The 15347-nt window shown below is 37.6% G+C and carries 8 protein-coding genes and 1 tRNA gene; 5 read left to right on the top strand and 4 right to left on the bottom strand.

Features of this window, described 5'->3' with window-relative positions; translation table 11 throughout:
• From H5120_RS08640 to H5120_RS08625, 4 genes are all read right to left on the bottom strand, one after another.
• Positions 1–6171 (bottom strand): Ig-like domain-containing protein, encoded by a 6171-nt coding sequence (locus H5120_RS08640; protein ID WP_182674109.1) that lies wholly within the window; start codon positions 6169–6171, stop codon positions 1–3.
• A gap of 39 nt (positions 6172–6210) precedes the next feature.
• Positions 6211–7332 carry a FecR domain-containing protein gene (locus H5120_RS08635; protein WP_182674108.1) on the bottom strand — a complete coding sequence of 374 codons (1122 nt, stop codon included), beginning with the start codon at positions 7330–7332 and terminating at the stop codon, positions 6211–6213.
• 12 nt (positions 7333–7344) lie between these two features.
• On the bottom strand, positions 7345–8670 hold the full coding sequence (locus H5120_RS08630; RefSeq protein ID WP_182674107.1) for a surface lipoprotein assembly modifier: 1326 nt from the start codon (positions 8668–8670) through the stop codon (positions 7345–7347).
• 273 nt (positions 8671–8943) lie between these two features.
• Positions 8944–9019: transfer RNA gene (locus H5120_RS08625), tRNA-His, on the bottom strand.
• 284 nt (positions 9020–9303) lie between these two features.
• Between H5120_RS08625 and H5120_RS08620 the strand changes: the two genes are divergently transcribed.
• The 5 genes from H5120_RS08620 to H5120_RS08600 form a co-directional block, all read left to right on the top strand.
• Positions 9304–10122 carry a mechanosensitive ion channel family protein gene (locus H5120_RS08620; protein WP_002958438.1) on the top strand — a complete coding sequence of 273 codons (819 nt, stop codon included), beginning with the start codon at positions 9304–9306 and terminating at the stop codon, positions 10120–10122.
• 186 nt (positions 10123–10308) lie between these two features.
• Positions 10309–11091, top strand: coding sequence for a YdiY family protein (locus H5120_RS08615; protein ID WP_024596589.1), 783 nt, complete (start codon positions 10309–10311; stop codon positions 11089–11091).
• Positions 11092–11213: 122 nt separating this feature from the next.
• Positions 11214–13892, top strand: a complete 2679-nt coding sequence (locus H5120_RS08610) for an SLBB domain-containing protein (protein WP_182671015.1) — start codon at positions 11214–11216, stop codon at positions 13890–13892.
• A 91-nt stretch (positions 13893–13983) separates the two neighbouring features.
• Positions 13984–14943: a Wzz/FepE/Etk N-terminal domain-containing protein gene (locus H5120_RS08605; RefSeq protein WP_182674106.1), complete on the top strand. Its 960-nt coding sequence runs from the start codon at positions 13984–13986 to the stop codon at positions 14941–14943.
• A gap of 112 nt (positions 14944–15055) precedes the next feature.
• On the top strand, positions 15056–15347 hold a 292-nt coding region (locus tag H5120_RS08600; RefSeq protein ID WP_182674105.1), incomplete at its 3' end, for a polysaccharide biosynthesis protein.

The following is a 15347-nucleotide window of genomic DNA, read 5'->3' as shown; positions in this document are numbered from 1 at the left end:
CTAAGCTCCATCTGCTTCAAAATTGAATTTAGAAATACTAACATTGTTAGAGTTAGTGTCATTACAAGTGCTACTTACAACAACTTGGGTATCATTTTGCAGGATAATTGAAGTAAATACATGGGTACTGACACATTGGCTTGCTTCATAAAATCCGGCACCACTGGCTCCAAACGTATTATCTAAAGTACCATCAGTTAAAATGCGCGCTAACATTCCTTTATTGTTAGCCTTGCCTGCTAAAATAAGTTGATCGCTGCTATCTAGCGCTGCACCACTTAGCTCAGTGTTACCGGTTGAGGCCAAAGTATATTCACCGACACCGTTTACGGCAAAGCTAGTATCAAGCGTACCCGTAACAAGCAACCTAATAACATTGGCTTTATTTGGCGAATCAATAAGGTTTGCTATTAAATATAACTTACCCGTTGTGTCAGTTAAAATCTGCACTATTTTATTGTCGGTATCTGTAGTTTCTTCACCTACATATTTAAAGGTTTCAGTACCGTTTGAGCTCAACTTCAATGCGATTAGCTTTGAAGTGCCACTTAATACAGACTTACCACCAATGAAAATATCTGCATTGTCGGTATGTACGCGGTTATAGTACTCAAAAGCTGAGCCTATGATACTTCCGCCAGTGCCAAAGTTAGGCTCTAGAGTACCTTCTTGCGTCAACATTATAACGATTGGGCTAGGAGTGCCACTTGTTACTATTGACCCAACAGTAATAATGTTACCGCTGTTATCAAGTGCAATATCTGTCAGGTTTACCAATTCTGCGCCACTGACAGAAGTTGTATATACACCATCTGTAGCAAATGAAGAGTCTAAATTACCAGACTGATCAACTTTAGCTACAAAGCCCGCTTCACCATTTTCACTATTTTTAGAGCCTGTAATAACTAAATTGCCGTCGCTTTGCTCGGTTAAAGCAACACGCGACTTACTCAAATCTATGGCGATTTCTTTATGGCCACTTTCGCTAAAGCTAGTATCGATATCACCCGCACTCGTAAAACGTGTTAATACTAACTTAGTAACTGAGTCCGATTTAGCCGTTGATGCAAGAATGTACTTACCGGCATGAATGTCATTGCTAAGTTGTAAAACGTGCATTGATTCGTCGTTTGTCGCATCTACTAAATTATTAAGGGTAAAGTAACCATTGGTTTCAAAGTTACTAAATAATGTGGCTTGACTGTCTATTGCAGCAATAAACGGTTTTGTATTAGAATCATCATTAACACCAGCTACCCAAATAGTGTCATTAGAGTCGATAGCTAAAGTGTTGGCATATTGCTTACCACTTATACCATCAATTATATTAATGCCGGAGGTGCCATAAGCACTATCTAAAGTACCTTCATTATTAATCCGTGCTGAAAATAATTTTTCTGAGGCTGATACGCCAGTCGTCCCTGACAAACTAATGCCATTGTTACTAGACTCGTGTTTAATACCTGTAATTTTAGCGCCGCCATTACCATTTCCACCGTTACCATCAATATCGTAAATAGCAGTACCTGCATCACCAAAACTCGTTATAAGAGTACCTGTTTTATCAATAGCCAAAACCACGGCTTCTTTTTCACCACTGTTACGAGTTATGTAACCACCTGCGAAGGCAGTAAATTCAGAATCAACAACTCCGCCTACAGCAAAAAGTTCGTCGTCTTTATTATTATCTGATATATCAATTATTAGTGCTGCGCCACCATTAAAGTTATTGTCATTATCGCCATCAGATTTTAAATAACGAATTAGAGAGTCTTTTGTTCCCTCTGCACTGGTAACAGTCCCTACAACTAAGTAGTCGGATTTATCAAAGTTCTTAATTGCAAAGCCTTCATCATCTCTATTAGCGCCGCTAACATCGACAATAGCTGGAGTAGAGTTCTCAAAATCTAGATCTGATTTTTTGTAATGTATCCATAGGCTATCGTTTTGAGTCCCGTCAAAGTGTTTACCTACAGCCAGTATTTTATTGTCATCAATTTCAAGGTCATTAATAACGGTAGTACTATTAAGCGTTGTACACTGAATACCTGCGCCACTTTCACCGTCGTCGTCGTCATCATCATCGTCATCATCCGAACCAGTGCTTAACGTTCCAGCGAGATCCATTTTAAGTATACAAGCTTCATTATGGGTGCCATCAAAACTCGAATAGGCAATGAAAAGATCTGTACCGTCAGAAATAATAGCTGTGGCTTCCTCATCTTGATCTAAATCGAGTATTTTAGTGCCGGTGTTATTAAAGGCAGTATTTATATCACCATTATTTGAGTAAGAGACAATAAGAAGGTCTTTATCAGCATTGTTGGTAAAACCAACAAAATATAGGTTGCCATTAAGCTCAATACTGTCTTTAAACTCACCACCAGAAAAAATGTTCGAAAGATCAAGCTCTCCTGTAATTGGGCGGCCAAATGTCACATCTTCAGTTGGAATAAGAAGTTCAACTTCATCAGTAATATTAACGGTTATGTTAACGTTTGAACTTTCATTAGGTGTGCCATCATCAGTTATAGTGACATTTAAGATATATTGATTAGTTGTTTCAAAATCAAATGGGCTTTCACCTACGGTTGATAAAACACCAGAGCTACTATTAATTTCAAATGAAGCAGTGTCACCGCCAGTTAAACTATAAGTTAAGGTCTGGTTATCAATATCTGACGCGCTAACAGTCCCAATAATGTCGCCATCTGTAGCATTTTCACTAATACTAAAACTTTGAACCGATGCTACAGGTGCATCGTTAACCTCAGTTATCGTAATAGCGACTGTGGCTGTATTGGTTCCACCATTATTATCACTTACAGTATAAGTTACCGTGGCGAGTCCATTGGTATTCGCAGCTGGGGTATATTGAATTTGATTGCCAACTACTGAGGCTGAGCCAATATCAGCTGATGCTGCGCTTATGGCAAGGCTGTCGCCATCTTCATCTGAGTCATTGGCTAATACGTTTATCAGTATTGGCGCTGCATCTTCAGCCATAGTTGCAGTATCGTTATTAGCCACTGGTGCATCATTCACGGCAGTTATCGTAATAGCGACTGTGGCTGTATTGGTTCCACCATTATTATCACTTACAGTATAAGTAACTGTTGCTAAGCCATTGTCGTTGGCTGCCGGTGTGTATTGAATTTGATTGCCAACCACGGATACAGAGCCAATATCAGCTGATGCTGCGCTTATGGCAAGACTGTCGCCATCCACGTCTGAGTCATTTGCTAATACGTTTATTAGTATTGGCGCTGCATCTTCAGCCATAGTTGCCGTGTCAGCATTTGCTATTGGAGCATCATTTACAGGTGTAATAGTGATAGTTAACGTTGTTGTACTGGCACCGCCGTTGCTATCGCTTACAGTATAAGTAACTGTTGCTAAGCCGTTGTCGTCGGCTGCCGGTGTATATTGAATTTGATTGCCAACCACTGATACAGAGCCAATATTAGCTGATGCTGCGCTTATGGTAAGGCTGTCGCCATCCACGTCTGAGTCATTGGCTAATACATTTATTAGTATTGGCGCTGCATCTTCATCTATTGTAGCTGAGTCTGCGTTTGCTATTGGAGCATCGTTTACGGGAATAATAGTAATTGTTAAGTTAGTAGTTGCAGTACCGCCGTTACCATCACTTATTGTGTAGTTAATAATTGCTGTTCCATTTGTATTAGCAGCAGGCGTATATTGGATTTTATTATCAACAACAGATGCAGAACCTCTATCTGCAGTAGCAGCAGTTATCACAAGAGTAACGCCGTCAATGTCGGAGTCGTTAGCTAATACGTTAACTAATAACGCAGGAGCATCTTCGTTCATCGTTGCTGAGTCAGCATTTGCAGTAGGGGCATCATTAACGGGTGTAACAGTAATCGTCACACTTGCTGTTCTGTCGTTTATACCTTCATTACCAGTGCTATAACCATCGGTAATGGTGTAAGTCAGTACTATCTCACCTGAAAAATTTGCTGGTGGAGTAAACTGCATTTTTCCGGCGACAATAGTCGCTTCACCAGCAGTATTTTCTATATTAGAAATAGTAATTGTATCGCCATCTGCATCAGTGTCGTTAGCTAGCACATCTAATAAAGATGCAGAGCTGTCTTCGTCTAACGTATATTGATCGTCATTGGCTTGTGGAAAAGTATTAACGCCGCTTTCACTTAAGGTTACTTGAGCTGTTGCAGTTAAGCCTTGCTCATTTGAAATTGAATAGGTAAAGCTATCTACACCAATAAAACCTAAGTCTGGCTGATAGGTAAACGAGCCATCAGCATTTAATGTAAGTTCCCCATTTTGAGTTGTATTAATTGCCGTGGTATTAACCGATAAATCACCAGCCTCAATATTAAAGTCGTTAATTAACAAGCCATTTTGTACTGTTACTTCAAATAGTTTATTTTTGCTAAATTGATAGGCATCATTTTGTGCAACAGGGTTATCGGGTTCGCTGTTTATTACTAAAGTTACTGTGGCTGTAGAGGTTGCACCTAATGAGTCTATAGCTTGATATTGAAATTGATCGACACCATTAAAATTAGCATCCGGCACATAACTAAAGCTGCCATCAGTTGCTAATAATAGTTGGCCATTTGTGGGTGCCACCATAAACGTTTCATCAACTGAAAAACTGTCATTATTTGGGTCAGTATCGTTACTAAGCACACCATTAGCTGCTGTAACCACAAGTGTTTCATCTTCGCTTAAACTATAGCTATCATTTTTTGTTACAGGGGCTACGTTAGTGTTTGAACTTACAATAGTTACATTTGCAATAGCCTGAGCACCTTGTGCATCAACAACTCTGTACTGAAAACTGTCTTGGCCTTGCATATTTTGCTCGCCTTGATATTCAAAGCTACCATTATCAAAAAGGGTTAATTGTCCTCTTGTTGGTTCGCTAACCGGCGTTGTATCAACAGTTAAGTCATCTAAGTCTATATCGCTATCGTTTATAAGTAAGCCTGGCGATAGGACAACTAAGGTTCCACTGTTTGTAATGCTGTAAGTATTATCAAGCGCAATAGGGGCGTCGTTAACAGCTAAAATGGTTATCTCTACAACTGCGGTGTCTGTCATACCTAGCTCGTTAGCAACTTGATAGCTAAAGGCATCTTCACCATTAAAGTTTGCAATAGGGATATAAGTAAAATCCCCATTTTCATTTATATTAAGAGTGCCATGCTGCGGTAGAATTAATGCATCTGCATTTACACGTAAATCGCCACTGTATTGATTCGTATCATTTGTTAGTACGTTACCTTGCAGAGTTTGATCTTCACTTATCTGAAACTGATCGGCATTTGCCTCTGGTGCAAATGCAAGCTCTCCACCCACTGGCGCTATGTTTATTATATTGGCAAAACCACTTTCACCACTGCCATCAACACCGGTAATAAGTACTTGGTAACTTTTATTAGTAAGTGACTCGGTAATGCTTAATGCAGTATCTTGAATACTTAAAAATTGTTGCCCATTCTCTAATTCATTAATATTAGTGGATGAGACTCCAGCTTGAGTTGCAATATAAACGTTGTAACGATTAAGTTCGGGGTTAGCTTGCCACGAAAGATTAATATTATCTTCGTCTCGTTGTGCTGTAACACCTTCAATTTGATATGGTTGCCAGTTAAAAGTGATTGCATCAGCAAGTGCTTGATTATTTAAAGTGTCAGTTATCCATATTTCAAGGCGTATTTCCCCTGGAGTTGCGCCATAAAGCGCAGGACTGAGGCCTATAATTGACTTTTCGTAGTCAACACCACAATCAGAAGAACAAAGTGATATGCTTTTATTAACGCTAGGGAGTACTAAATTAACTTCAGCAATGCCATCAGTATCCGAAGCTTCAAGTAAAAAAGAAACATTACCTTGTACGGTGTCGTTTGTTTGTGAAAAAACAATATTAGCGCGAGTATTAGCTAAACTTGCTCCAACAACTCCTCTACTTGAAGTGACAGCACCTAAAACTTTTGTACTCTTGGTTTGATTACTCGCTATAACACCAGCCAAATTAATATAGCTAGTAACCGTTGGCGGTATTACTTCAGCCGTAGGTGATTGTATTGCCTCTTGAGTGGGGCTTTCTTCTGAGCCTCCACAGGCACTTAACAAAAACACCATAGAACCAAGCAAAAATATATTTTTTGCTGTCATTTTAAATACTCCATAATAAAAGCTTTGTATCCAATGTGTTTATGGTTCTAATTTAAAAGAACCACTAGCATTTACATCAGGATTATTTATTTCGTTAAGATTAAAGTTGCCAGTAATGTTGTCTAAGTCATTCAAAAATATTGCATCAACATCGCCCTCGGCTTTATTGTTACCATGGGATGCAAATGTAACGGCCAGTTCAAGTTCGCTTAAATTTATTAAGCCGCTGTAAGCTGCATACCAATTTCCACCGGCGTCATTAAAACTAATTTCGCCATCAGGCACTGTGCCATTATCAAAATCAACTGCCATAGTCATAGCAAAGTCAGTAACAGCACCCACACTCGAATTTACATTAAAGCTTGATGCCTCATAGTTAAATACACCTTGGCGCTGAGCTATTTGATCGACTAAAGATGCGCTGCTAACAGTTTGAAATTGTTGTTCAGAATATATATCCACAACACCTGTATCAGCTTCAAAAGCATTTACTTCAACTTCAGTTACCGATGCTTGCTCAGTTTCTTCTTCGTTGTCGTCTTTAGGATCAATTGCTACTATATTTTGATCAAACACGCGTGCCGCACGTGTTGTTTTAAAGACTTCACCAGTGGCTGTAATTTGTGCAAACGAAAATGCCTCGTTATCACCCAAAGAAACCACGTTATTATTTTCTAACGTTAAATCTATTGCGCCATCCCATACCGCTAAAAATACATCGCCTTTAACCAGTTGAACTTCAAAATGCGTTCCGCGTATACCAATAGGGCCTACGGGAGTTTTTACACTATAAGAGCCGCCATTTTTTTTAATTACGCCGGAAATAGAGCGCAAACCGCCTTTAAGTAACTCAATAGAAGCAGAGCCTTGTTGGGTATTGTCATTAAATTCGTAGTTAGCAATATTTAATTCTGAGTTTTCTTTTAAGGCTATTAAACCACCATCCAACATCGAAAATTGCGCTTTGCTTTTCTCTCCAGTCGTAATGCGATCTACGCCAAAAACAGTATCTCTGCGCTGCAACTGTCGTTGTTGTTCATTGCTTCCATCAACCGCGAGTACAGAGCCTCGTGCTAAAATAGTTTTACCAGCAGGGTCGTTTGCTTGTGTATAAAAACTTACACAAAGTAAAGTGGTAATTACAGGGAGTAAATGTTTCATAAATACCTTAAATTAAAATGAGTAAGAAGCGCTTAAATTTATATCTAAACGGTCATATTCGAATAAAGAAATATTACTGGATTTATCTTGATAGTTGGCAGCCAACTGTATGGCTAAATCGCGATTAACTAAGTAGCGAACAGAAGTTGAGAACATAAAGAGGTTATCGGCACGTTCTTGTAAAAATAAAGGGTGATCATCTTTATAATTAATCCATTGGTATCCAGCAAGAGATAACAACTGCCAATGTTGAGCCAACTGAGTGTTCACTTGGTAGTACAAGCTCGTAATATTACGGCTATTAAATTCCCCCTCAGTAATGTCAGCTTCCTCGCTTTTAGCGTTAATGCTTAAGCTTTGAAACCAATTTTTAGCTGCATAGCTAGCACCTGTATTTATCGCATAAAATGAGTTATCGAGCTTTTCATCAAATCTATTGTTTAAAACACCTGCAGTCAAAGAGCTAAATAAATTAACTTGTTTATTTAGCGTAAAATTAGCTCCGGCCGTTAAAGCTGATTCAGTACGATAAAGTTCGCCATCAAGTATCAACGGAGTGGTAGCAACTCGTGCAAACCAACTTATGTCATTTTGTTTATATTGATAGGCGGCATTAATGTGCGCATTTATACGATCGTATTGACTGAGTTCTTCAAACTTGTACCACCCAGTATCAATACTTAAAGTGATTAAGCTTTTTTGATCAATAGGGTGAGAGTACTTTCCTCTGTAATTAAGTCGTGCATAGTTGTCCTGCGTACTTTTACTTTCTGGCGATAACAAAAACTCACCAATATTAGGAATTATAATCGTATTTTCTGCAGTACCTGCGTTTACGTTGCCATCTACGCCAAGGGCAAGCTCAATATTTTGTTTATAAGAGCGTCCAGCCTCTTGTTGCTTAAGTGCTGCAGTTTCTAGCAATGACTGTGCTGAAGACTTTATATTATTAGGTGTGTCAGGTGAGTTAATTAGTATTAAAGCTTGAGTATCGGCAGCAGGTAAATTATTAACTGTTAAATAAGCGCGAACTAAGTACAAGCGAGCTTCATACCATCTAGGATTATTTTCAACCACGCGTTCAAAGGCAAATACAGCTGGCGCCGCATGCCCTGTTTTAAGTGCACTGACCCCTAATAAAAAGTCGTATACGGGTTCGCCCAGGTACTGGTATTCGCTATTACTTTTTTGATAAGCCTGAGTGTATTTTTTTTCAGAAACTAATTTTTGAAGCTCAATCAATAGCTTATTGAATTCATCATTGCTTTGAGCCAATGAGTTAAAGCTCATTACAGCTAAACAACTACACAGTAAATTTCCTAAAACCTGTTTAATCATGCTTAATTTTATATCCCAGTAGAAGTTTGATGTTTTGTAATAAAATGATGTTAGTACTAGAAACCTAGCACTTTTTGTATTGAAGTACAGCCAGTACAATCACATTGGTTAAATAAATGTAATTTAAATAGGGGAGGTTGCTGAAAAACTGTTTTAGTTTAAAATATTAATTAATTCAGGTGATAAAGCTTTGGTTTGCTGTACGGGATATTAAAAGAGATAAGTAAGGGAGATTATTCAATATAAAGATAGGATATTACTAATATAAAAAAGTGGGGCGATTGACGGGGCTTGAACCCGCGACAACCGGAATCACAATCCGGGGCTCTACCAACTGAGCTACAACCGCCACTACACACACCTCGTTTGGTGTGGCGCGCATAATACATAAAATAATAATTGTTGTGAAGCCCAAAAGTGAAATAAATTAAAATAATTTAAATCAGGCAAATATAATTAGTATTTAGTCGTTAATATTTTTTCAAAGTAGGCTATGTATTATCGCATAAATGCCTCTAAAAAATAGAATATACTTGCATTTAATAGTATTAATTCATTATTTCATGAGAATAAATTGTAAATTAATGTATAATAATGCCCGAAAACGCTTAATAAAAAACATTTGGAGTAAATATGGATTCAGTACTTAATTGGCTTAACGATAACTCAGGCCTAATTTTACACTACGGTATACAAGCTGTTGTTGCGCTTGTTATCTTTTTACTTGGTAGTCGTGTTGCTAAGTTTTGTTCTAACTTAACTGAAAAAGGTTTTGCTAAAAAGAAAGTAGATAAAGCTGTCGGTTCATTTGTTTCAAGTATTGTGTACACACTTGTATTTGCTGTAACTATTTTAATGGCACTTTCGCAAATTGGCATTGAAACAACTTCGTTCATTGCTATTTTAGGTGCTGCCGGTTTAGCTGTTGGTTTAGCATTACAAGGTTCATTATCTAACTTCGCATCAGGCGTACTTATTATTTTACTTCGTCCATTTAAGTCTGGTGACTTTGTTGAAGCAGGTAATAAAATGGGTACAGTTAAAAAAATCGAAATATTCTCAACTGAACTACGTACTCCAGATAATAAAGTAATTATCGTACCAAACTCTCAAATAATGTCTGGTGCTATTACTAACTTCTCACGAGAGTCTACTCGTCGTATCGATTTAGTTATTGGTGTTGGCTACGATGCTGATTTACGTCACGCAAAAGAAGTATTAAAATCTGTATTAGATGCAGAAACACGCATACTTAAAGATCCAGCTTACAATGTATCTGTAAATGAGTTAGGCGATTCAAGTGTTAACTTTATTGTTCGTCCTTGGGTTAACGCTGCTGATTATTGGCCTACTTACTGGTCATTAATGGAAAATATTAAAATCGCATTAGATGATGCAGATATTACTATCCCATTTCCACAAATGGATGTTCACTTTCACAAGCAAGACTAATTTTAAATAGTTATTTAATTAAAGTTATCTTTAATTGTTATAGTGCTAAAGAGCTATAACAATTAAAGTTTTCATGCGGTATTTGCTGCATGAAAATTTTTTACATTATTACTTAGCTGTTTAGCTTGCTCTAACAAGTAATGCTTTAATAAAATAGATGTACATTTATACAAAGGTTATTTTTTAATGAAATTAAAGCTTTTATCAGTTTTAGTTGCGGCTTCTGCTGCAACAAACGCATTTGCTGCAGACGCAGAACAAAGAACATGGGAAGTTACCAGTGAATTAGGTGCTATTGTCACAAGTGGTAATACAGAAACGACCACACTTAAAGGTGGCATTAAAGTTCAGCACAACCTTGAACACTGGAATAACGAATACAAGCTAGACGGCATCTACAAAGAAGATGAAGTTGAAGATGCAAATGGTGACAAAAACAAGCAGCGCACTAACGAGAAGTATTCAATTTCTGCACAAGGTAATTACAAACTAAATGAAGATCATTCTCATTTATTCATTTATGGTTCACACGTTTCAGATTATTTTGGAGCGTATAGAAGTGAGTCAGTAATTTCTGCAGGTTACGGTTTACGTTTATTAAACGAAAAAACTATGTGGCTAAGTGCTGAAATTGGTCCTGGTTATAAATACTTTGAATACCCAGATGACAGCACTGAAGTTGATGACAACGGTAACTCTCTTGCTGGTGAATTTGAAGGCGAAGTAATTGCCTTGGGTAAGTTAGATTACAACTGGCAAATTTCTGAGAATGCACGTTTTACTCAATTAGTTGCTGTTGAGTACGGTGATACAAACACTAAGACTCGTTCTGAAACTGCATTACTTGCAAAAATAAACGGCTCGTTACAAATGAAAGTCGCTTTTAATGTCACTAACAACTCAGATGTTGCTGACGATAAAGAAAGCACTGACACAGAAACGTCATTCACGTTGGTTTACAGTTTTTAACCAATGTAGTTAAGTTAATGACATTAAAGTGACAAAAGGGACGAAAGTCCCTTTTTTATTTTCTTAAAATTAAGGTATTATAGCGGCCAATTTTGGTTGTAGACCTAGGGATATACCTACTCGTGAAAGTTTTTACACAATTTATTAGTGCTTTTATTCTACTTTGTAGTTTTAGTACTTTGGCTTTTACGCCAACAGCGTCTCAAATTGAGCAATTTAAAAAGTTACCTAAAGCTCAACAAGAAGCCCTCGCAAAACAGTATGGTGTTGATATATCAACGATCACTGGTACAAACCAATCTAATAATCAAAATAATACACAGCAGCAAAATAGTATTGGTGAGCGCGCAGAACCCGAAAAAGAAAAGCTTACAGATGAAGAGCGCTTTAAACCAAAAACAGACGAATTAAAGCCGTACGGTTACGAATTGTTTGCAGGTGAACCAACTACATTTATGCCAAGCGAAAATGCCGCAGTACCAGATACATATATTGTGGGCCCTGGCGATCAATTAAAAATAAACTTTTATGGTAAAGAAAGTGACAGTTTTGAAGTTATAGTTGACCGTGAAGGACGTATTAGTATTCCAGATTTAAGCCCTGTAGAAGTGGCCGGTTTAACTTTTGCTGAAATTAAAGAATTAGTAAAAGTAAAAGTAGAGCAAGAGGTAATAGGTGTAAAAGCGTTTGTATCGCTTGGTCAGCTTCGTAGCATGCGTATTTTAGTGCTAGGTGAGGCTTACAAGCCTGGTAGCTACAGTGTTTCTTCGTTAACAACCGTTTCGCATGCATTATTTGTAAGCGGTGGCGTGTCTGACATTGCTTCTCTTCGTAATATTCAAGTTAAACGCGCAGGCAACGTAGTTGCAAACTTTGACCTTTACGATTTACTTATTAATGGCGATAGCAGCAACGATATCGTATTAAAGCCGGGCGATGCTGTATTTATTCCATCAGTTGGCGCTCAAGTAACAGTTGAAGGTGCAGTTAAACGTCCCGCTATTTTTGAACTTAAAAAAGGTGAGTCTGCTAAGCAGTTATTAGCAATGGCCGGAGGCCTTAAACCCAATGCATACGCTAAAAGCGCAATTGTAGAGCGCTTTAACTTCGATCGTAAAGAAGTACTCTCGGTCGATTTTTCAAAACCACAAATTAACTATATCCCACAAGATGGCGACCGCATTCGCTTTAATTCAGTTAGCTCGCAATATCAAAATTCAATTAGCTTAATTGGTGCAGTAGCACGCCCAGGTAATTATCAATGGCACCAAGGTAAGCGTATTTCAGATGTACTTAAATCTATACGCGGTGACCTACTACCGCAAGCCGATTTAAGCTACGGCCTCGTAATCCGCGAAATAAATGTAAACGGCGATATAGAAGCGCATCAGTTCGACGTTGCTCAAGCGATTATTAAAAATCCTGAAAACAACTTACAACTTAAAGCTAATGACAAGATAGTTGTATTTAGTCGTTTTGAAGAAAAAGAAGCAGAGCAATCAGCTCTAGCAAATATGGCCCTTAGCCAAGAGCAACAAGAGCAGCAACAAAAAGCAGAGCAATGGCACAAGTTTGAGCAAAAAGAGTTCGAAAAATATATTGGTGTTAATCAAGAAGACGAAGAGCTTGTTCTTGAAGACAATAAAATACTAACAATTGCTGAAATTTCTAAACGCAAAGCAAAAGAAGAAGAAGACCAAGAACTCAAACCTGAGGATTATGCATTATTTAGTCGCCATAACTTATTAGCGCCGATTATTGCTAAATTTAAACAGCAAGCATCAGTGCAACAAGCAATGCAATTAGTTGAAATCAGCGGGAATGTAACTTTCCCTGGTATTTATCCACTAATGATTGGTGGTGAGGTAAGTGATTTAATAACAGCAGCCGGTGGCCTGTTAGAGTCTGCCTACGTAAAACAAGCTGAAATTACACGTATTGTAGCCAGCGATGGTTCTAAAATAGAACACTTAAGATTTGACCTTGAAAGCGCCATGAAAGGCGACCTTCAAAGTAATATTACATTACAAAGTAAAGACAGCATCAACGTTTTTGCAATTCCAAATTGGCAAGAAAATGTAAAAGTAGAATTAAAAGGCGAGCTTAAATTTCCAGGTACGTACACTATACGCCGTGGTGAAACGCTAACTGAATTACTTGAACGCGCAGGTGGTTTTTCACAATTTGCAGAACAAAAAGCAGCTGTATTTACCCGTACATCAATTAAAGAGCAAGAGGAAAAGCAGTTAGCGCGTTTATCTACAGAGCTTCGCCGCGATATCGCCTCAAAAAGCTTTCAAAATTCGGTAAGCAGCAATACACTTTCTTATGAAGAAATGAACAAGCTGTTAAACGACCTCGCAAGTGTAGAAGCCGTAGGACGTTTAGTGATTGATTTACCTTTAATTGTAAATAATCAACAAAACTTAGTATTACAAGATGGTGATACACTTTATGTACCAAGCAAGCGCGATTCAATCAGTGTAATAGGTGAAGTTAACTACTCAACATCACATCTTTATAAATCAGGTGTTAGTGTTGATGACTATATAGCGCTAAGTGGTGGCCTTAAAGAGCGTGCCGCTGAAGATCGAATTTACATTATTAAAGCTAATGGTTCAGTGAAAATACCAAACACAGGTGGCTGGTTTGCAGCAAATAATGCTGATCAGTTAGAACCAGGTGACACAATAGTAATACCAATGGATGCAGATCACATGGATAAATTGACACTTTGGAGTACTGCAACACAGATCCTTTATCAACTTGGTGTAGCTGTTGCTGCGATTAGTAGTATTTAATAAAAGACTAAATATTACCTTGTATTATGCTATTGCACGAAAATTAAGCCGGAGTTTAGTTTTGTGTAATAGCTGCTGAATAGAGATATATATGAATAGTAAAGATACACATACTAAAAACCTATCTGTACCCACTATTGCTGATGATGAAGTGAATTTAAGTGAGCTATTCTTTGTCATTTGGGAAGGTAAATGGGTAGTAATTTTAATAACAGCCTTATTCACAATTGCATCAGTGTTTTATGCTTTAGAGCAACCTAATGTTTATAAATCGGAAGCATTACTTGCTGCGGCGGAACAAGAACAAAGCGGCGGCTTAGGTGTTCTAGCAGGTCAATTTGGTGGTTTAGCTAGTTTAGCTGGAGTTAATTTGGGCAGTAGTGGCACCGCTAACAAAACTCAGTTAGCGCTTGAGGTTTTAAAGTCTCGCCAATTCACATTTAACTTTATTGAAAAGCACAATATTTTACCAGACCTAATGGCTGTAAAGTCATGGAAGCAAGCGGATAATAGTATTGAATACGATGAAGAGATATATAACGAAAAAGAAAAAAAATGGTTAAGGGAAGCTAAACTACCTTTTAAAGCCGAACCTTCAATGCAAGAAGCCTTCAAACAGTTTAGCCAAATAATTACTACAGACATGAACAAAGAAAGTGGATTGATAACTGTATCAGTTGAGCATGTTTCGCCAGTAATTGCGCAGCGGTGGGTTAACTGGTTAATTCAAGACATCAATACTGTTATGAAGTCTAGAGATGTTGAAGAGGCTAATAAAAGTACTGAATTTCTAACAGAGCAATTACAACAAACAAAAGTTGCCGATATTCGAGCTGTTTTATATAAGTTAATTGAAGAGCAAACAAAAACTATTATGTTTGCAAATGTGCGAGATGAGTATGTATTTAAAACAATTGATCCTGCATTAGTACCGGAACAAAAGTTTAAGCCGAAGCGTGCATTAATTTGTATATTAGGTTTTCTTTTTGGAGGTATTTTAAGCGTATTAATAGTGCTCGCTAGATACTTTTTAAAGAAAGCGAATGACTAAAAGGCTCTAACTCAATTTTATGAATATGCTGCTTAAGCATTTTGGTATATCAAAGAATAAAGATACATTTTGTATTCGATACATAAAGTATAGAAATATTTAAGGAACTAATATGTTAAACAAAAAAACAGTGTTAATTACTGGTGGCACTGGGTCATTTGGTAAAAAATTTATAGAAACTATTTTAGCGCGCTACCCAGATGTAAAAAAAATAATTATCTATTCGCGTGATGAATTAAAGCAGTCTGTAATAAAACAAAAATACCCAGCATACGATTACCCGCAATTACGTTTTTTTATTGGTGATGTTCGCGATAAAGAGCGTTTAACGCAAGCGTGTGAAGGTGTTGATGTAATAATTCACGCAGCCGCTATTAAGCAGGTTGATACCGCTGAATACAATC

The organism is Pseudoalteromonas sp. SR43-2 (assembly GCF_014163885.1).
In the GTDB taxonomy this organism is placed as follows: Bacteria; Pseudomonadota; Gammaproteobacteria; order Enterobacterales; family Alteromonadaceae; genus Pseudoalteromonas; species Pseudoalteromonas distincta.
Note: the sequence above shows the minus strand (reverse complement) of the source record. Positions and strands in the feature narration are given on the sequence as shown.